Below are 19,404 nucleotides of genomic sequence, written 5' to 3' on the forward strand. Positions count from 1 at the left end.
ACGGCCCGTGACGTTCAGCCATGACAAAGCCGCATACGGCAGGATGAGATCTTCCCCATCAGCGATCATGAGGTCCCATCTTGCGCGTGCGTCCCCTCGCCCTCCTCTCCACTCTCGCCGTCTCGGCGCTCCTGCTGACCGGCTGCGGTGACAGTTCGACGCCGGAACCGTCCGCGAGCGCATCGGCCGATGCGAGCGGCGACGCCTGTGCGCAGGCGGTCGAGCCGGGCAGCCTGTCCGACTCCGTGAAGATCGACGGCACCTTCGGCACGCCCTCGACGGCGACCTTCGCGCTCGACCAGGACGTCGAAGGGCTGCAGCGCACGGTCGTGAGCGAGGGGGACGGCCCCGAGATCAAGAAGGGCGACTACGTCGCCTACGCGATCAGTGCTTTCGACACCGCCACGGGCGACAAGCTCGGCGACCTCGGCTACGCGGATGCCGAGATCCTCCCTCAGAACGTGCTCGCGAATCAGACCCTCGCCCAGGTGATCGGCTGCGTTCCGATCGGATCCCGCATCGCGGCGGTGTTCCCCGCCCAGGAGGGCGGCGCCGGCGCGCAGGTGTACATCATCGACGTGCTCGACACCGTCGACACGGCGGCCTGGGGCGAGCCACAGGCACCCACCGAGGGCATGCCCACGGTGAAGCTCGCCAAGGACGGAGAGCCCCGCGTCACGATCCCCGAGAGCAACTCCCCGAAGGATCTGAAGGTCTCCGTGCTCAAGCAGGGAGAGGGCACCGCTGTCGCCGACGGCGACACCACTCTGCTGCAGTACTACGGCGTCGACTGGGCCGACGGCAAGAGCTTCGACTCGTCCTGGAAGAATGGCGAACCGCTCGCTCTGCCCGGTAACACCTACGTGCCCGGATTCGTGCAGGCGCTCGCCGGTCAGAAGGTCGGCTCGCAGGTGCTCGTCGTGATCCCGCCCGCGCTCGCATACGGCGAGGACGCCGACGCGCACGAGCTGGGCGGCAAGACGCTCGTCTTCGTGATCGACATCCTCGCGACCATGCACGCGCCTGCGGCTCCCGCCCAGTAAGCGGGCGAGGGCGGTCCGAGGTCGCGCTCCCGCGGCCGCCGCGCGTCGCCGTGCCGTCGCATAGGCTGGCGATATGCGTCGCGTCATCGTCCTCGGCTCCACCGGTTCCATCGGCACCCAGGCTCTGGATGTGATCCGCGCCCATCCGCGACGGTTCGAACTGGTGGGGGTGTCGGCCGGATCTCAGGCGGACGCGGTCGCCCGGCAGGCCGAGGAGTTCCACCTCGAGCACACCGCTCTCGGCGCATCCGAATCCGAGCAGCTGGTGCGCGACGTGGAGGCCGATGTCGTCCTGAACGCCATCACCGGGTCGATCGGTCTCGGCTCCACCCTCGCCGCCCTGAAGGCGGGACGCACCCTCGCTCTGGCCAACAAGGAGTCCCTGATCGTCGGCGGCGAGCTGGTGCGCGCGGCGGCGGCGCCGGATCAGATCGTCCCGGTCGACTCCGAGCACTCCGCGATCGCCCAGGCCCTGCGCGCCGGCGCGAAGGAGGAGGTGCGTCGCCTGGTCGTCACCGCGTCCGGCGGGCCGTTCCGCGGGCGCACCCGCGCCGAGCTCGCCGGTGTCACCCCGGCGCAGGCACTGGCGCACCCGACGTGGGACATGGGCCGAATGGTCACCACCAACTCAGCGACCCTCGTGAACAAGGGTCTGGAGGTCATCGAGGCGCACCTGCTCTTCGACGTCGACTACGACGACATCGAAGTGGTCGTGCACCCGCAGTCGATCGTGCACTCGATGGTCGAATTCGTCGACGGGTCGACCATCGCCCAGGCCTCGCCGCCCGACATGCGGCTGCCGATCTCCCTGGGCCTGGACTGGCCGCATCGCGTAGGCGGCGTGGGCCGCCCGCTGGACTGGCGGACGGTGAGCACGTGGACGTTCGAGCCGCTGGATGACGAGGCCTTCCCCGCAGTCGCGCTGGCGAAGGCGGTGGGGCGTGCCGGCAAGACGCTGCCCGCCGTGTACAACGCCGCCAACGAGCAGGCTGTGGACGCCTTCCACGAGGGCAGGCTGCCTTTCCTCGGCATCGTCGAGACGATCCAGCGCGTGCTGGACGCGCACGACGCGCCGGACGAGCTCACGCTGGACGGACTGGCGGATGCCGAGGCGTGGGCGCGCGCGAAGGCCGACGCGCTGATCGCCTCCGCGCACTGATCCCCGAAACAGGGACAGCGGGTGTGGTCGGTCAGGTCCGATCGTCGTACGGGACGGGCCAGTGCGAGTCGGGCGCGGGCCAGCCGGCGGCGATGAGCGCCCGGCGAGCGAGCTCGCGAGCCGAGTACGGGGTGCGCACGCCGCGGATGTCGCGGTAGTCCTGATGCCCGGGCCCTGCCCAGAGGATCGCGTCCCCATCGCCGACCATGCCGACGGCCGCGACGATCGCCTTCTCCGGCGGCGAGAACTCGTGGATCTCGGCATCCGGTCGTGCCCGACGTGCGCCCTCGACGAGAGTCGCGCGGATGGATGCCGGATCCTCGAAGCGCGGATGGTGGTCGGTGATGACGAGGATGTCGCTGCCCTCGACCGCCGTGCGCGCCATGTCGTATCTCTTGGTCGCGTCGCGGTCGCCGTCTGCGCCGAACAGCATGAGCACCTTGCCCGGAGTGACACGGCGCACGGCGGCGAGCGTCTTCTCGAACGCGTCGGGGGAGTGTCCGAAATCGACGTAGACGGCCGGACCGGTCTCTCCGGAGATGAACTGGGTACGACCGGGAAGATGCGCGATGATCTGGCCATCGCGTTCCAGCGCCGCGGTGATCCGGTCCCAGTCGTAGCCCGCCTCGAGCAGCATCACGATCGCGAGGCCGGCATTGGCGGCCATATGCTGTCCGATCACGGGGACGAGCGTGGTCAATGACCTGCCGTCGGAGCCGGTGAGCGTGAAGACCGTGCCGCTCTGGCGCTCGTCATCGATGGTCACGACCCAGTCGGCTGCCGCCGCGGCATCCGGATCGACCGCGATCGACGGCGTGCCGACGGTCACCACCGGGATGCCGGAGCGATCGACCACGCGCGCGCCGGCGGCGGAGTCGAGGCTGACCACGCCCCTCCGAGCGCGCTCGGGCGTGAACAGCGGCAGTTTCGCCTGGAAGTACTCCTCCATGTCGGCGTAGTCGTCCAGATGGTCGTGCGAGAGGTTCGTGAAGCCCGCGACGTCGAACACGATGCCGTCCACGCGGTGCCGGGAAAGCGCCTGCGCGCTGACCTCCACCGCGACGGCCTCGACGTGGCGCTCGCGCATCAGCGCGAGCAGCGCATGCATCTCGGATGCCTCCGGCGTCGTCAGCCGCGACACGATCACCTCACCGGCGATGTGACGCTCGGCCGTCGAGGACAGACCCGAGACGACGCCCAGCTGATCGAAGATGCCCTGCAGCAGATGCGACACGCTGGTCTTGCCGTTGGTGCCCGTCGTGCCGAACAGCAGCGGCAGCGGATCGGACGCGCCGGTGCCGTACACCCACGCGCTGAGCTCGCCGAGCACCGCGCGCGGGTCATCGACGATCACGATCGGCAGGCCGGCGGGCTCCGCGATGTCGGCACCCGCGGCGTCCGTGATCACGGCGACCGCGCCCTGGGCAGCCGCCGTGGGAGCGAACTCTGCACCATGCCTGTTCACACCCTGGATGGCGACGAACGCCTCACCCGCGCGCAGATCGGCGGTGGCGAGTGTGATGCCGGTGAGCTGGACATCCGCGAGATCACCGCGGGTGTCATGGCCGAATCGGTCGGAGAGCTCGGCCAGCGCGCGACGGGGTGGGGCGGCGGGGCGGAGCACAGGAGGCAGGGTAGTCATGTCGGATCCATGTTCTCACGCGCCGCTGAGGTGCCCGGCACAGGAGCGTGCCGGGCACCACGATCCGCGAGTGCTCAGCGTCGGCGACGGCTGCCGATCGTGAGCAGCAGCGCGGCGAGGCTCACCGCCAGTGCACCGCCGCCGAGCGCGAGCGGCAGAGCCGATGCTGCGAAGCCGCCCTCCGGAGCGTCCGCCGCCGGCTGCCCGCCGTGCGCGCCATGCACATCGTCCGCATCGTTCGGGGCGTCGAGGACGACCACGGGGGCGGGAGCCTCCAGAGAGTGCGGATCCTCACCGTCCTCGGCGATCTGCGTCCACTCGTTCGTGCCGGTCACGCAGCGCTGTTCGACGGGGAACACCAGCCGGTCGGCGGCATGCTTGTCGGTGATCACCGTGAGACCCACCATGCCGCGCAGATCTTCGGCCACCGGATGCACGGCCGTGAAGGTGACGGCGGAGACGGCTCCGCTCGGGCTCTTCTCGATGTCGGCCCTCCAGTCGGAGTCGAAGGTGGGCCAGGCGTTGCCGATGCCCTCCGGCATCGTCACACGCAGGGCGGTCGTGGGCGAGCCCTCGCATCCATGACTGAACGAGAAGGTGAGGAGGGTGGAACTGCCGGCGGGAATGTGATCGGGCGAGACGCCGACGTGCGCTGCGGCGGCTGCGGGAACCGCGAGAACGAACGCTGCGGCGACGGCTGCCGCGAGGGCGCCGCGTCGAAGGGGGTGTGACATTGCTTCTCCTGGAAAGTGCGAAACGGGTGCCGCCGTGACGGCACGGGCCCGCGGGGATGCGCGGGCCGGGGCGGCCGCGAGTGCGGGCGCGCCGGAGCCTGACCGACGGGGCCGGACCGACGGGGTCGGACCGACGGGGTCGGGTCGGGCGTGCGACCGACGCGCCGATACGGGCGCGGTCAGCCGAGGATGATGCGGGGACCGGGTTCCGGCGGTCCCCGCCGCCAGGCGCAGTCGGCGAGCAGCCGGGCGTGCACGCGGACGGCGACGCGCGGCACAGGCACGCGCGCGTGCTCAGCGTACGGCGCCACCGGGCGCAGCGTCCGCAGCAGCGAGCGCACCCAGCGTGCGATGACCTGCACCAGCAGCTCGCCGCGCCACACCAGCACCGTGGTCACCACGGCGGCGGCCACGTGCGCCGCGAGCATGCCGGGCGAGGCGGTCAGGAGTGAGGGATCACCGGTTCCGGCTGCGAATGCGAGCACCGTCGGACCGTGCTGATGAGCACCGGGAACGGCGTCGGTGGGAGTGATCCCACCGACCACCTCGAAGAGGGCGTGAAAGACGAGCTGCGTCGCTGTGACGGCTGCCGCCAGACCGGGAAGGCCTACGCGCGTGCCCACCAGCAGTGCGGCGACCGGCGTGAGCAGCACCGCCACAGCCAGCATGAGCAGCGGATGCGGAAGCGACCCACCGCCGAAGGTGTGCGAGAGCGCCGCGAGGGTCGTCGCGATCGAGGCCGCCGACGCGCCGCGCAGGAGACGCAGCTGGCGGATCGACACGCATCCACCCTATCGCCGGCTCGAACGGCTGATTCGTAGGAGCAGCCGCTAGCGTGATCGCGTGGAGATTCTGCTGTACGTGGGCGGCATCCTGTTCATGCTCGTCGGTCTCGGCGTGTCGATCGGGCTGCATGAGGTGGGCCACCTGGTGCCCGCCAAGCTGTTCGGCGTGCGCGTCGGCCAGTACATGATCGGGTTCGGCCCCCGCCTGTGGTCCAGACGCTTCGGCGAGACCGAGTACGGGGTCAAGGCGCTCCCGGTGGGCGGCTTCATCTCCATGTCGGGCATGTACCCGCCCTCGAGCGGCACGGGTTCCGCCACCGGGATGTTCGCGACGCTGGTGCAGGACGCCCGTGCGGCCAACGACGAGACCATCGCCGCGGGTGCCGAGGAGCGGGTGTTCTACCGTCTTCCCGTCTTCAAGCGGATCATCGTCATGCTGGGCGGCCCGGTGATGAACCTCATCCTCGCCGTGCTGCTGTTCACGCTGATGGCATCGGGCATCGGCATCCAGCAGGCGAGCACGACGATCTCGGCGGTCAGCGCCTGCGTCGTGCCCGCCGGGGCAGCCCAGGACGAGTGCACGGCATCCGATCCCGTCGCGCCGGCCGCCGACGCCGGCTTCAAGCCGGGCGACACGCTGGTCCGTGTCGACGGCACCGCGGTGGCCACGTTCGCGCAGGCGTCGCAGATCATTCAGGACTCACCCGGACGCAGTCTGGACGTCGTCGTGCGTCGCAGCGGTGAGGACGTCACCCTGCGTCTGACGCCGGTCGCCGCGCAGCGCGGCGAGGTCGACGCGAACGGAAGGCCCGTCCTCGACGCCTCCGGGGCCCAGGTCACGCGCAGCGTCGGCTACGCCGGCATCACCGCGCAGTACGAGTACGCACGTCAGCCGCTCGGCACGGGTGCCGAGATGACGATGCAGCAGGTCGGGGGAGTGACCTCCTTGGTCATCAACCTCCCCGCCAAGCTGTGGAACGTCGGCGTCTCGCTGGTGACCGGATCCGAACGCGACCCCGACGGGCCGCTCAGCGTGGTCGGAGTGGGCCGCATCGCCGGTGAGGTCGCCGCCACCGATGCGCCCGTGCTGAACCGCCTGGCCGTGCTGCTCAACCTGCTGGCGGCACTGAACGTCGCGCTGTTCGTGTTCAACCTGATCCCGCTGCTGCCGCTCGACGGCGGGCACGTGGTCGTGGCGCTGTGGGAGGGGATCAAGCGGATGTGGGCGAAGCTCACCGGCCGTCCGGAACCCGCTCCCGCGGATGCGACGAGGCTGGTGCCGGTCACGGTCGTGGTCGCAGTGCTGCTGATCGGCATGGGCGCGCTGCTGATCATCGCCGACCTCGTCAAGCCGATGAACCTGCTCGGCTGACGAGGCCCCGTGCGCCGGGCCCGCCGCACTCGGGCAGGGACGCGCTCAGATCATCACGCGCTCAGGTCAGGGCGTGGGCGATGAGGCGTTCCAGCGTGGCGATGCCGTCGCGCGACAGGATCGACTCCAGGTGGCCCTGGACGGACGCGAAGCGCACGCCGCGCAGCGCATACACGTCACCGGTCACGGCATCCGCTGACACCTCCGCGGCGCCGACGCGCGTCGTCCCGGGGGCGACGCGGGCGGTGAACGTGTTGTAGAAGCCGATGGACGCCTGATGCTCGAACACCGGGACCACCTTCTGCACACCCTGGTGCGGCGAGTCCAGCGGCACCAGGTCGACGCCGAGCCCATCGGCGAGGATCTGATGACTCAGACACACGGCGAGCAGGGGAGCGCCGGCCGCGCGGCGCCGTGCGACGACCTGCTGCATGCGGGCGATGCGCGGCGAATGCACATCGCGCGGGTCCCCGGGGCCGGGACCCGAGACGATGAGGTCGGCGGCGTCGACGGCCTCGTCGCTCACCGCATCCCACGCCAGGATCTCCACGTCGAGCCCGAGGTGGCGCAGCTGGTGGGCGAGCATGGTCGTGAAGCGGTCCTCGGCGTCGACGACCAGTGCGCGCGTGCCGCGGAAGGGACCGGCGGGTGCGGAATCCTGCGGCTGCATCCAGAAGTCCGCCAGGCGGGTGTTGCGGGACGCCAGCAGCGCGGCGATCGTCGGATCATCGGCCAGCCGAGGCGGTGCAGGCGCGTCATCGTCACGCGACTCGGCGACGTGGTCGCGTTCGATCGCCCCGATGGCGCCCAGCACGCCCGCCGCCTTGCCGTGCGTCTCACTGACCTCGCCGGCCGGGTCGGAGTGACGGACGAGGGTGGCGCCCACCGGCACGCGCAGACGTCCGTCCTCGAGGTACACCGTGCGGATCAGGATGGGGGCGTCGAGGTCGTGACCGCCTTCGTCGTTGGGGGTGAACAGTGCTGCCACACCCGAGTAGTACCCGCGCGGCTGGCGCTCGTGGCGGGCGATGACCGTGCACGCGTTCTGCATCGGGGAACCGGTCACCGTGGGGGCGAACATCGTCTCGCGCAGGATGTCGCGCGGGTCCAGACGGCTGCGGCCGCGCAGCATGTACTCGGTGTGAGTGAGCCGCGACATCTCCTTGAGATGAGGGCCGGTGATGCGCCCGCCGTCGGAGCAGACCTGGCTCATCATCTTCAGTTCCTCGTCGACGACCATGAACAGCTCCTCGGTCTCCTTCGTGGAGGAGAGGAACTCCGTCAGCGACTCGGCCGTGGCACCGCCCGCGGGATGACGGAACGTGCCCGATATCGGGTTCATCGTGACGACCCCGTCACGAGCCACGACATGCGCCTCGGGGCTCGCGCCCACGGCGATCTGTCCGGGGGTGATCACGGCGAACGTCCAATAGGCCCCGCGCTCGTGCTCGAGAAGAGCACGGAACCAGGTCAGAGCGGCAGTGCGGTCGTCCGCATCGAAGGCGGCGCGGTAGTCGCGGCGGATGACGAAGTTCGCCCCCTCGCCGCGGCCGATCTCCTCGGCGATGACGCGCTCCACGACGGAGGCGTAGTCCTCGTCGGAGATGTCGAATCCACCGTCGGTGAGAGCGATGGAGTCGGAGGGGAGGGACGCCATCAGCTCTGCGACATCGAGCTTCTCGTGCTCGTCGACGAGCAGGCAGCGCAGTGGCGTGCCGTCGTCCTGCGCTTCGAAGCCGCGCTCGCGCACCTGGTGGTACGGCACCATCGCGAACACCTCGCGTGCGCCGTCGGGCCCGTCGAGCGGGATGTCGGCCAGCGTCCGGACGTCGACGATGTCGCCGGTGAGCAACTCGACATCACCGTCCCGGGCGATCAGCACGAAGGAGGCGGACGGATCGTCGGCGAGGTCTCGGAGGCGAGCGGGCAGAGCGGTCATCGGTGTCTCCAGGTCGGGGATTCCGGTGCGGAGAACAAGAAGACCGCCCCGGAAGGCGGTCGTGTTCTCGTGGGTACGCGAATCACCGCCTAGAAGGCGGGCCACCAGGTGCGGGTCGCGGACATACCGCGAAAGTACCACATCGCGCACGACGGGCCCGCGGCCATGACGACGCCGGACGCGGCGTCTGTCGGACGCGCCTTCTCCCTGCGTCCAGCCGGCACCGATCCAGCGGCGGTAGCCTGGACATGTGCCAGCAGTGAATCTTGGGATGCCGCGCGTCCCCGAAGTCCTCGCGCCTCGTCGCAAGTCCCGTCAGATCAAGGTCGGCAAGGTGCTGGTCGGGGGCAACGCCCCGGTCAGCGTGCAATCGATGACGACCACGAAGACCACGGACATCAACGGAACGCTGCAGCAGATCGCGGAGCTGACGGCATCCGGCTGCGAGATCGTGCGCGTGGCTGTCCCGTCGCAGGACGACGCGGACGTGCTGCACATCATCGCGGCGAAGAGCCAGATCCCGGTGATCGCCGACATCCACTTCCAGCCGAAGTACGTCTTCCAGGCGATCGACGCCGGCTGCGCGGCCGTGCGCGTCAACCCGGGCAACATCCGCAAGTTCGACGACCAGGTCGGCGCGATCGCGAAGGCCGCTCAGGCGGCAGGAGTATCGCTGCGGATCGGTGTGAACGCGGGGTCGCTGGACCGCCGCCTGCTGGAGAAGTACGGCAAGGCGACGCCGGAGGCTCTCGTGGAGAGCGCCGTGTGGGAGGCGTCCCTGTTCGAGGAGCACGACTTCCACGACTTCAAGATCTCGGTCAAGCACAACGACCCCGTCGTGATGGTCAAGGCGTACCGGCAGCTGGCCGCACGCGGAGACTGGCCGCTGCACCTGGGCGTCACCGAGGCCGGCCCCGCATTCCAGGGCACGATCAAGAGCGCCACGGCGTTCGGCATCCTGCTGGGCGAGGGGATCGGCGACACGATCCGCGTGTCGCTGTCGGCGCCCCCGGTCGAAGAGGTCAAGGTCGGCCACCAGATCCTGCAGTCGCTGAATCTGCGCGAGCGGAAGCTGGAGATCGTGTCCTGCCCGTCCTGCGGACGAGCGCAGGTCGATGTGTACTCTCTGGCCGATTCCGTCACCGAGGGCCTGAAGGACATGACGGTTCCGCTGCGCGTGGCCGTCATGGGCTGCGTGGTGAACGGACCGGGAGAGGCCCGCGAAGCAGACCTCGGCGTCGCCTCGGGCAACGGCAAGGGCCAGATCTTCGTCAAGGGCGAGGTCATCAAGACGGTGCCCGAGGCCGACATCGTCGCCACTCTGATCGAGGAGGCGAACCGCATCGCCGCCGAGATGGGTGCGGATGCTCCTCTGGGTACCGCACAGGTCATCACCGGCTGACGTCCATGCAGTCCACGCGCGTATCGTTCCCCGACGGCTCCCTGACCGGCATCGGCGAGGTGATGCTCGTCGATCGCGAGTCTTCGGTGGTCGTCGTCGATGCCACGCCCTTCCACCCGGTGGATCACACCTGGCCGGATCAGCCCGGGGACTCCGGTGTGATCCTCCTCGACGGCATCCGTGTGGAGGTCTCCGAGGCCGTGATGGCCGCCGTCGACGACGGCGGAACGCTCTTCGTCAGCGGTGACATCCCCGTCAAGCGCGGAGCGGAAGGCTGGACCTGGCTCGTCGCGCACCGGATCGATGGTGAGCTGCCGGCCGATCTGTCGGTGGGAGCGGCTGTGGCACTGGAGGTCGATGCGGGTCGCCGCGCCGCCCTCAGCCGCGGTCACACCGCCTGCCACCTGGCGTCGCTGGCTCTGGACGGCGCGCTGGCGGAGCTGTGGCGCAAGGAGATCGCCGGCGACCCGCTGGGCAACCCCGATTTCGAAGGCCGCGCGAATCAGTCCAGCCGCATCCACGACGACGGCAGCGTCGACGAGTACCGGCTGGGGAAGAGCCTGCGCAAGGCCGGTTTCGACTCCGAAGGATTCGCGGCCACTCTCGTGTCCAGGGAGGCGCGGATCAACGAGCTCCTTGCGGGCTGGGTCGCCTCCGGCGGCACGAGCCGCATCGAGGTCGAGGGCCCGAGCATCATCGATCGGCGCCATTGGCGATGCGAGCTGCCCGAGGCCGAGGTGGGATTCCTCTGCGGGGGCACGCATGCGAGCTCGCTGGCGGAGTTCGCGGCGATCACCGTGTCCCTCGATCTGACCGACCCGCAGTTGCTGGTCATGACCACCTCCGCCGTCCCGGCCTGAGCCGCGGGTGACGGCCTGGTGCCGGTCGGTCGCGCGGGGCATGACTCCGGAGATCTGCAGCATTTCGGTCGACTGCGCGGGGAATCCGTCCGATATCGCGCAGATCTCCGGAGTTGTGGACTGGACACCGCCCCACCGGCGTACGCTCTTCGCAGAACGGAGAGGAGCGCGCGGATGAGGACACGGAGCCTGGGTCTGGGGCTGGAGGTCTCGGCCATCGGTCTGGGGTGCATGGGCATGTCGCAGAGCTACGGGCCGAACCCCGGTTCCCGCGAAGACATGATCGCGGTGCTGCGCGGTGCCGTCGATGCCGGGGTCACGCTGTTCGACACCGCGGAGGTGTACGGCCCCTATGTGAACGAGGAACTCGTCGGCGAGGCGCTCCAGCCCGTGCGCGACCAGGTCGTGATCGCGACGAAGTTCGGCTTCGACATCGGCCGGAGCGGCAGGATGAACAGTCGCCCCGAGCACATCCGCGACGTCGCGGATGCGTCGCTCACGCGCCTGCGCACCGATGTGATCGACCTGTTCTACCAGCATCGCGTCGACCCCGACGTGCCGATCGAGGACGTCGCCGGCACGGTGGCCGAGCTCGTCGCCGAGGGCAAGGTCCGTCACTTCGGGATGTCCGAGGCATCAGCTGCGACGATCCGGCGTGCGCATGCCGTCTTCCCGGTGTCGGCGGTCCAGAGCGAGTACTCGCTCTGGACGAGAGACCCGGAGGCGGAGGTGCTGCCGGCACTGGAGGAGCTCGGGATCGGGTTCGTGCCCTTCAGTCCGCTGGGCCGCGGGTTCCTCACCGGCGCGATCGATGCGGGCACGAGCTTCGCCGACGACGACATGCGCCGTGACCTGCCCCGCTTCACCGAGGAGAACCGCCGCGCCAACGCCCGGCTGGTGGCGCACGTGGCGGCGCTCGCCCAGGAGAAGCACGCGACGCCGGGACAGATCGCGCTGGCCTGGCTGCTCGCCCAACGACCGTGGATCGTGCCGATCCCCGGCACGCGGCGCATGTCTCGCATCCACGAGAACATCGGCGCCGTCGAACTCGAGCTCAGCGGCACCGAACTCGATGATCTCGACGCCATCGCCGCACGGATCGGCGTGCACGGAGAACGGTATCCGGAGGAGATGCAGCGCACGGTCGACGGCTGACCGAGCGGCGTCCCTCGCGAGCCTGCCGCCCTCGCGGTCACATCCGCGGCGGCGCCATCGTCTTCTTCATGAGGCGCCAGAGCGGCGCGTCGGAAGGAGACATCATGAGTGCACTGTCCGCTGCGCGACCCGTCGCTTTCGCCGGAGACGTCATCACGCCGGAGTCCCACGGATACCCCGCAGCCGCGCGCAACGCACTGACCACGGGTGCGCCCGCCGTCATCCTCCGCCCGGCGGATGCCGCCGACGTGCAGCGGGCGGTGCGCTTCGCCGCCGTGTCAGGACGGCGGGTCGCCGTCCGGGGCGGCGGTCATTCCGCCGCCGGGCTCAGCACCGTCGACGACGGCATCGTGATCGATCTGCGTAATCTGAATGCGGTCGAGATGCTGTCGGGGAACCGGGTGCGGGTGGGCGGGGGCGCACTGTGGCGTCAGGTCGTCGAGACTCTCGGCCCTCACGGGCTGGCGATCTCCTCCGGCGACACCGCCGATGTCGGAGTGGGAGGACTGACCCTCTCCGGCGGTATCGGATGGATGGTGCGTCGACACGGCCTCACCCTGGACCATCTGCGGCGGATCGAACTGGTCACCGCGTCCGGCGACATCCTCGAAGTCGACGAATCGCATCACGCGGAGCTGTTCTGGGCGCTGCGAGGGGGAGGCGGTGGTTACGGCATCGTGACGGCATTCGAGTTCGAGGCCGAGCATGTGACCGACGTCTCATCCTGCCGGATGACGTTCCCCGCCGAGCAGGCCGCGCAGGTCGTCGACGCCTGGACCGCGCACATGCGCACGGCGCCGTTCGAGATCGGATCGACACTGGTCCTGGCCGATCCTCTCACCGGCGGCGTGAACGCTCCCGTGCAGATCACGCTGGTCCGCTGCGACGACGGCGACCTCGGCGAGTCCGTCGCGGCGCTCTCCGCCGCGGGAAGCGCCCTGACGGTCGATCAGCGACGTGTTCCGTACGCGGAGGTGCTGCACCCCGGTGCGGAACTGCCGACCGGGCTCACCGCCTCGGTGCGGAACGGAGTCGTCGCCCCGCACCGGGTCGAGGAGGCCGCAGCTGCGGTCGTGCGCAGCGCGGGCGAGGGACAACCTGGTGCGATCATCCTGCACAGTCTCGGCGGCGCATTCGCGCACGTGTCGCCGGCGGCGACGGCGTTCGCGCATAGGAGCGCGGAGGTGATGGTGACCACCTTCGCCGTGAGCCCTGACGACGCCGTCGCCGACGCGCGCGCCCGGCTGGATCTGCTGTGGAACAGGCTCGCCCCGCATGTCGACGGCGCCTATGCGAACTCGCTCGACGGCAGCTCCGCAGCGGCCATCGGCGCCGTCTTCCCCAAGGACACGCTCGTACGCCTCGCCACCGTGAAGGAGAAGTACGACCCCGCGAACCTCTTCAGGCGCCACTTCGGTCCCGGCGCTGAGGTCCCCGCTAATGTCTTGTCTGAAGGGAAGGGATCCCGATGATCGAGCCTGCAGCGCTCGCGGCGCGGTTCGACGGTCACCGCCGCTATCTCACGGCGGTCGCGTATCGGATGCTCGGCTCCCATGTCGATGCGGAGGACGCCGTGCAGGAGGCGTGGCTGCGCCTCGGAAGCGCGGGTGACGACGGCATCGAGGATCTGCGCGCCTGGCTCACCAGGGTTGTGAGCCGGGTCTGTCTCGATCAGCTCCGCTCCCGTGCACGGCGCCAGGAGAACCCCCTCGATGCGCTGCCCGACATCGAGGCGCCACCCGACAGCGCCGACCCGCTCCTGCGCGCTGATGCCGCCGACCGCATCGGCTACGCGCTGATGCTCGTGCTGGAGCAGCTCTCACCCGACGAGCGGCTCGCCTACGTGCTCCACGATGTCTTCGCTCTGCCCTTCGACGAGATCGCGGAGGTGGTGGACCGCTCCCCACAGGCGGCCCGAAAGCTGGCCAGTCGCGCGCGGGACCGGGTCCGGGGTGCCGCGCCCGGGAATCCCCAGGGCGTCGCCGCCCGTGAGAAGCGACGGGCCGTGGTCGAAGCGTTCCTCGCGGCGGCTCGAGACGGGGACTTCGAGGCGCTCCTGAGCGTTCTGCATCCGACGCTGGAGTTCCGGGTGGACCAGGGCGAGGGCGGCATCCGCATCGTCCGCGGGGCGGATCGCGTCGCGGCGAGCGCAGCGGAGTTCCACCGCTTCGCGGTCGGGTACGCATTCGAGATCCTCGAGGTGGGTGACGCGATCGCGGTGCTCGCATCGCAGCACGATCATCCGTCGTCGATCCTGTTCTTCACCGTGGGGGACGATCGGATCACCGCCATGGAATCGCGCAGCCTGCGCTGACGCCGGGCGGGCGAGTCAGTAGGCGTCCAGTGCCTCTGCGAGCATCCGATGCCCCTGGGCTTCGAAAGCCTCGTCGCCGACCTCGTACGCCCAGCACGCCGTGCCGACCGCCTGGCGCAGGGCTTCGAGTCGCCACAGGTCCGGACTTCGCGGGTCATCGCCGTAGCCGTCGAAGAACGCGGCCTCCAGGTCAGGACGTCCACGCCATTGCTGGGCGGCGAGGCGGGTGAGGTCGGTCGATGCCGGCCGGAACGCGAACCGTCCGAAGTCGATCACGCGCACCGTGCCATGGTCGAACAGCCAGTTGCGCGGATGCCAGTCGCCATGGGTGGGCACCAGCGGCACCGGTGGCGTCGGCGCGGACTCCAGCACATCACGAGCGCGAGCCGCTGTCGCCGGATCCACGCGATGCGGCCGGTCGAGCCAGTGCAGCGCGCGCGCCGTCGCACGGGCCTCGTAGTCGGCATCTCTGCGCGATGCCTGATCGTGCAGGCGACGCAGCAGCGCACCGGTCTGCCTGTACGTGTCCCTCTGCCATTCGGCCTCCGTGCCCAGCACCAGCTCACCGGGCAGATGCTCCAGCAGGATGACGCGCACCGATGGGGAGGATCCGCGCAGTGCGGCCGCATGCCCGGTGGCGACCAGGGGAGTCGTGTATCCGGAGTGCGCGGTGATCTCGCGGGGCATATGCGTGTCCTGGCGACCGGCCGCCTTCACGACGAAGTCCTCACCGTTCGACCGCAAGTGCAGCACCGTGGTGTCGACCAGCCCCCAGGACATGTCCCGGATCAGCTCGGCATCCGGCACCCGCGCCTCGACCCAGACCCGCTGCGCCGCATCGAGCCGCCCCTCGGACCAGCCGATCACGCCGCGAACTCGACCTCGCCTGTGGCCACCTCGGCGCCGATCAGGTGCAGCGTCACCGTGTCACCGGGAGCGGTACCCGCCGGCACCGGCGCCGAGGCGGTCACAGCGGGGTCGGCGATCTGGACCGCCGCCCGGTCCTCGCCGCGCATCTCGATCACGCTCGCCTCGATGTCCTGGCCGATGAGCGGTCGCAGCAGAGCCGCTTCGACGCGGTTCAGCGTGTCGGCGTTCAGCTGAGACGCGCGCTGACCCGACTGCTGCATGAGCCCGGGCAGCTGGGGGAGGGAGGACCTCGCCCAGTCGGGGGCGTCCTGACCCTGCGAGATCGCGAGGCAGATGGCCAGCGACCACCGGTCGACCAGCCGTCGCAGGGGAGCGGTCGCGTGGGCGTACGGAGCGCCGATGGCAGCCTGCTCCAGGTCTCCCTCCGGAAGCGTCCCGTCGAAGGTCGCGTATCCGGCGCCCCGGAACAGCGAGGCGGCAGCCTCGAGAACCGGAAGCGTCAGGGGATCCGATCTGTCCAGCTCGCGGAGATAGTCGCCGTACCGGCCGTTCCGCCACGGTCGGCCCAGCGCCTCGGTCTGACGGCGGAATCGAGAGAAGGCCTCCTCGTCGGGCTGCGGCATGGTGCGCAGCACCCCTACTTTCGCGCCGACCATCAGCTCGGCCGCGGCCATCCCCGTCATCAGCGACAGCTGGGCGTTCCAGTCCTCGACGGGCAGCGGTCGCCGCCGTTTGATGCCATAGCTGCCGTCCGGGTTCTGGATGGCCTCCTCGTCGGGAAGATTGAGACTGGCGCCGCCACGCTCCCGCTCCTGGTGCAGACGCAGCTCGCCGACCTCCTGCAGCAGGGAGAGCGGCCCGCCTTCTCCACGGTCGAGTGCCGCCTGTGCGGACACGTACTCCAGTTGGGCGCGGGACCGCACCAGAGCCCGCTCCAGTCGGAACCGCGTCACCGCGCCCGTCTCGTCCAGTGCGAACGTCCAGACCAGGGCAGGGCGCTCCTGGTCCGCCAGCAGCGACGCGCGGTCCGCCGAGAGGGCGAGCGGATGCAGGGGGATGGTCCCGTCCGCGAGGTACAGGGTCTGACCGCGCTGCCTGGCCTCTCGGTCGACGGCGCCACCGGCCGTGACGAACCCGGGCACGTCGGCGATGGCGTAACGCACCTGGAAGCCCGATCCGTCGCGTTCCAGATGAAGCGCCTGATCGAGGTCCCGCGAGCCCGCCGGATCGAGGGTGACGAACGGCACGTCGCGCAGATCGAGATCGGGAACCGCCGGCGTCGCCGACTCCGCCTCTGCCAGCGCCTCCTCCGAGAACTCGAGGGGAGCCTCTATCGCGGCGCGCAGTGCCGCAAGGGCAGCTGCCAGCTCGCTCTGCTCGGCGGATGGGGCGACACGGGAACGACGCTGAGGCATGCGGCCAGCCTATGCCGCGGGCCTCGAGGGGGAGCGGAGCCCGGCCCGCTGCGTCATTCTCGGCCATCCCGGCGCCGAGGCCCGCTGCGGGCGCTAGCGTGAGAGCCATGACCACCGCAGACAAGGCACAGATCCTCACCCGCCTCTACGAAGCACCCGAGATCCTTCGCGTCGTCAACATCTGGGACGTCGTCTCCGCGAAGGCGATCGCCGCGCTGCCCGAGACCCGGGCGCTCGCCACCGCCGGACATTCGATCGCCGCCACCTTCGGATACCCGGACGGGCAGATCCCGCGCGAGCTGATGATCGACATGGTCGGCCGGATCGCGGCGTCCGTCGACGTTCCGGTCTCCGCCGACCTCGACGACGGCTACGGGGATGCGGGGGAGACCACGCGCCTCGCGATCGGCGTGGGCGTCGTCGGAGCGAACGTCGAGGACCGGCTCAAGCCGTTCGCGGAATCGGTCGCGCAGGTCGAGGCGATCGTGAAGGCCGGAGAGGCCGAGGGCGTCGCCTTCGCGCTGAACGCCCGCACCGACGCCATCGTGCGCGGCGGGGACAAGCCCCTCGCCGACAAGCTGGCGGATGCCGTGCAGCGCGGTCGTGCCTTCCTCGAGGCCGGGGCCACCTCGGTCTTCGTGCCCGGCATCCTGGATGCCGACGCGACCCGCACTCTCGTCGAGGGCATCGGCGCGGGCAAGGTCAGCGTGATCGGCCTGCCCGGCGCCCTCACCGCAGCGGAGTACGAGGCGCTCGGTGTGGCGCGGATCTCGTACGGCCCGATGGTTCAGCGCGTCGCGCTGACCGCCCTGCAGGACCTCGCGACCGATCTGTACGCGGACGGCGTCATCCCCGCGAGCACCCGCGCGCTGAACTGAGAGAACCAGCAGACCGACACCTCGGCAGAGGCGAGTGATCACGGTCAGTACAATCGACTCGTGGTCACTCGTCTATCGAACTTCTTCCTCCGCACGCTTCGCGAAGACCCGGCAGGTGCTGAGGTCGCCAGTCACAAACTGCTGATCCGCGCCGGGTACATCCGTCCGCAGGCCGCCGGGATCTTCGCCTGGCTGCCGCTCGGCCTGCGCGTCAAGGCGAAGATCGAGAAGGTGATCCGCGAGGAGATGGCCGCCGCCGGTGCGCAGGAGGTGCACTTCCCCGCACTCATGCCCCGCGAGGCATACGAAGCGACCGGGCGCTGGGAGGAGTACGGCGACCTTCTGTTCCGCCTGCAGGATCGCAAGGGCGGCGACTACCTGCTCGCGCCGACGCACGAAGAGGCGTTCACTCTGCTGGTGAAGGACCTGTACTCGTCCTACAAGGACCTGCCCCTGATGCTCTATCAGATCCAGGACAAGTACCGCGACGAGGCGCGTCCCCGCGCCGGTCTCCTGCGCGGACGCGAGTTCACGATGAAGGACGCCTACTCCTTCGACGCCTCCGACGAGGGCCTGGACGTCAGCTACATGGCTCAGCGCGACGCCTACGAGCGCATCTTCCAGCGACTCGGCCTGGAGTACGCCATCGTGCAGGCCGACGCCGGCGCCATGGGCGGCTCGCGCAGCGAGGAGTTCCTGCACCCGACGCCGGTCGGTGAGGACACCTTCGTGCGCAGCGCGGGCGGGTACGCCGCCAACGTCGAGGCGTACACGACCACCGCTCCGGAGGCTGTCGGCTGGGACGACGCCCCGGCAGCCAGCGTGTTCGACTCTCCGGACACTCCCACCATCGACACGCTCGTGGCGCATGCCAACGCGGTGCTGGACGGCGACTACTCGGCTGCCGACACGCTGAAGAACGTCGTGCTGGCGCTCACGCACCTGGACGGCACCCGCCAGGTGGTCGTCGTCGGCATTCCCGGCGACCGGGACGTCGACATGAAGCGCGCGGAGGTGGCCTTCGCACCCGCCGAGGTCGAGCCCGCGACGGACTCCGACTTCGAGAAGCACCCGCTGCTCGTGCGCGGCTACATCGGGCCCTGGTCCGCGACGGGCGCGATCCTGGGCGAGGAGTCGGCGACCGGCATCCGCTATCTCGTCGACCCGCGCGTCGCCGACGGCACCCGCTGGATCACGGGAGCCAATATCGATCAGAAGCACGCGCATGACGTCGTGGCCGGTCGGGACTTCATCGCCGACGGCACCGTCGAGATCGCGAACGTCCGAGATGGCGATCCCGCACCGGACGGCTCCGGCCCGGTCACCCTCGCGCGCGGCATGGAGATCGGACACGTCTTCCAGCTCGGTCGCAAGTACGCCGAGGCGCTCGGCCTGAAGGTGCTCAACGAGAACGGCAAGCTCGTCACCGTCACCATGGGCTCGTACGGCATCGGCGTGACGCGCATCCTCGCGATCATCGCCGAGCTCAGCAACGACGACAGGGGACTCATCTGGCCGGCATCCGTCTCGCCCTTCGACGTGCATGTCGTCGCAGCCGGGCGCGACCAGGTCGCCTTCGACGTCGCCGAGGACATCGCCGAGCAGCTCGAGGCGGCGCGACTGGACGTGCTCTACGACGACCGCGTGAAGGTGTCCCCGGGGGTGAAGTTCGGCGACGCCGAGCTGGTGGGCGTGCCCAAGATCGTCATCGTCGGGCGAGGCGCCGCCGACGGGCAGGTCGAGCTGTGGGATCGCCGCACCGGTGATCGCGAGACGCTGCCGGTCGCGGATGCCGTCGCGCGCCTCACTCGCTGAGGTCGTGCCGCCTCGGCTGTG

General features: G+C 70.0%; 16 protein-coding genes. 10 read left to right on the top strand and 6 right to left on the bottom strand.

The window, feature by feature from the left end; all coding sequences use genetic code 11:
• The first annotated feature begins 86 nt into the window (after positions 1 to 86).
• Both ACFQY2_RS14580 and dxr read left to right on the top strand, forming a co-directional pair.
• Positions 87 to 1,043 carry an FKBP-type peptidyl-prolyl cis-trans isomerase gene (locus ACFQY2_RS14580; protein WP_378746643.1) on the top strand — a complete coding sequence of 319 codons (957 nt, stop codon included), beginning with the start codon at positions 87 to 89 and terminating at the stop codon, positions 1,041 to 1,043.
• A gap of 73 nt (positions 1,044 to 1,116) precedes the next feature.
• Positions 1,117 to 2,202, top strand: a complete 1,086-nt coding sequence (gene dxr, locus ACFQY2_RS14585; RefSeq protein WP_378746644.1) for a 1-deoxy-D-xylulose-5-phosphate reductoisomerase — start codon at positions 1,117 to 1,119, stop codon at positions 2,200 to 2,202.
• Between the two features lie 31 nt (positions 2,203 to 2,233).
• Here dxr and ACFQY2_RS14590 read toward each other — a convergent pair whose 3' ends face one another.
• The 3 genes from ACFQY2_RS14590 to ACFQY2_RS14600 form a co-directional block, all read right to left on the bottom strand.
• Positions 2,234 to 3,844 carry a Mur ligase family protein gene (locus ACFQY2_RS14590; protein ID WP_378746645.1) on the bottom strand — a complete coding sequence of 537 codons (1,611 nt, stop codon included), beginning with the start codon at positions 3,842 to 3,844 and terminating at the stop codon, positions 2,234 to 2,236.
• 74 nt (positions 3,845 to 3,918) lie between these two features.
• Positions 3,919 to 4,578, bottom strand: a complete 660-nt coding sequence (locus tag ACFQY2_RS14595) for a DUF1775 domain-containing protein (RefSeq protein WP_378746646.1) — start codon at positions 4,576 to 4,578, stop codon at positions 3,919 to 3,921.
• A 179-nt stretch (positions 4,579 to 4,757) separates the two neighbouring features.
• Complete coding sequence (locus ACFQY2_RS14600; protein ID WP_378746648.1) at positions 4,758 to 5,360, bottom strand: hypothetical protein; 603 nt, start codon at positions 5,358 to 5,360, stop codon at positions 4,758 to 4,760.
• Positions 5,361 to 5,421: 61 nt separating this feature from the next.
• Here ACFQY2_RS14600 and ACFQY2_RS14605 point away from each other — a divergent pair, with 61 nt between their 5' ends.
• Positions 5,422 to 6,735 carry a M50 family metallopeptidase gene (locus tag ACFQY2_RS14605; protein WP_378746649.1) on the top strand — a complete coding sequence of 438 codons (1,314 nt, stop codon included), beginning with the start codon at positions 5,422 to 5,424 and terminating at the stop codon, positions 6,733 to 6,735.
• 61 nt (positions 6,736 to 6,796) lie between these two features.
• On the opposite strand, the gene ACFQY2_RS14610 is transcribed toward ACFQY2_RS14605, so the two are convergent.
• Positions 6,797 to 8,674: a chorismate-binding protein gene (locus ACFQY2_RS14610; protein WP_378746650.1), complete on the bottom strand. Its 1,878-nt coding sequence runs from the start codon at positions 8,672 to 8,674 to the stop codon at positions 6,797 to 6,799.
• Positions 8,675 to 8,924: 250 nt separating this feature from the next.
• Here ACFQY2_RS14610 and ispG point away from each other — a divergent pair, with 250 nt between their 5' ends.
• From ispG to ACFQY2_RS14635, 5 genes are all read left to right on the top strand, one after another.
• Complete coding sequence (ispG, locus tag ACFQY2_RS14615) at positions 8,925 to 10,076, top strand: flavodoxin-dependent (E)-4-hydroxy-3-methylbut-2-enyl-diphosphate synthase (RefSeq protein ID WP_378746652.1); 1,152 nt, start codon at positions 8,925 to 8,927, stop codon at positions 10,074 to 10,076.
• 5 nt (positions 10,077 to 10,081) lie between these two features.
• Positions 10,082 to 10,936 (top strand): hypothetical protein, encoded by an 855-nt coding sequence (locus tag ACFQY2_RS14620; RefSeq protein WP_378746653.1) that lies wholly within the window; start codon positions 10,082 to 10,084, stop codon positions 10,934 to 10,936.
• 174 nt (positions 10,937 to 11,110) lie between these two features.
• Complete coding sequence (locus ACFQY2_RS14625) at positions 11,111 to 12,091, top strand: aldo/keto reductase (protein ID WP_378746655.1); 981 nt, start codon at positions 11,111 to 11,113, stop codon at positions 12,089 to 12,091.
• A gap of 104 nt (positions 12,092 to 12,195) precedes the next feature.
• Complete coding sequence (locus ACFQY2_RS14630) at positions 12,196 to 13,563, top strand: FAD-binding oxidoreductase (protein ID WP_378746656.1); 1,368 nt, start codon at positions 12,196 to 12,198, stop codon at positions 13,561 to 13,563.
• Positions 13,560 to 14,405 (top strand): sigma-70 family RNA polymerase sigma factor, encoded by an 846-nt coding sequence (locus ACFQY2_RS14635; protein WP_378746658.1) that lies wholly within the window; start codon positions 13,560 to 13,562, stop codon positions 14,403 to 14,405. Before ACFQY2_RS14630 ends, ACFQY2_RS14635 begins: the two co-directional genes overlap by 4 nt.
• Positions 14,406 to 14,420: 15 nt before the next feature.
• Here the strand turns inward: ACFQY2_RS14635 and ACFQY2_RS14640 are convergent, their stop codons facing one another.
• Both ACFQY2_RS14640 and ACFQY2_RS14645 read right to left on the bottom strand, forming a co-directional pair.
• A complete protein-coding gene (locus ACFQY2_RS14640; protein WP_378746659.1) occupies positions 14,421 to 15,272 on the bottom strand; it encodes a phosphotransferase in 852 nt (283 codons plus the stop codon).
• A complete protein-coding gene (locus ACFQY2_RS14645) occupies positions 15,269 to 16,690 on the bottom strand; it encodes an RNB domain-containing ribonuclease (protein ID WP_378746660.1) in 1,422 nt (473 codons plus the stop codon). The genes ACFQY2_RS14640 and ACFQY2_RS14645 overlap by 4 nt, the downstream gene beginning before the upstream one ends.
• Positions 16,691 to 16,797: 107 nt before the next feature.
• On the opposite strand from ACFQY2_RS14645, the gene ACFQY2_RS14650 reads away from it, so the two are divergent.
• Both ACFQY2_RS14650 and ACFQY2_RS14655 read left to right on the top strand, forming a co-directional pair.
• Entirely contained in the window at positions 16,798 to 17,568 is a 771-nt protein-coding gene (locus ACFQY2_RS14650) for an isocitrate lyase/phosphoenolpyruvate mutase family protein (protein WP_378746661.1), read from the top strand.
• Between the two features lie 60 nt (positions 17,569 to 17,628).
• Entirely contained in the window at positions 17,629 to 19,383 is a 1,755-nt protein-coding gene (locus ACFQY2_RS14655; protein ID WP_378746663.1) for a proline--tRNA ligase, read from the top strand.
• The last annotated feature ends 21 nt before the right edge of the window (positions 19,384 to 19,404 follow it).

The organism is Microbacterium sp. GCM10027623 (assembly GCF_042666935.1).
Classification (GTDB): Bacteria; Actinomycetota; Actinomycetes; order Actinomycetales; family Microbacteriaceae; genus Microbacterium.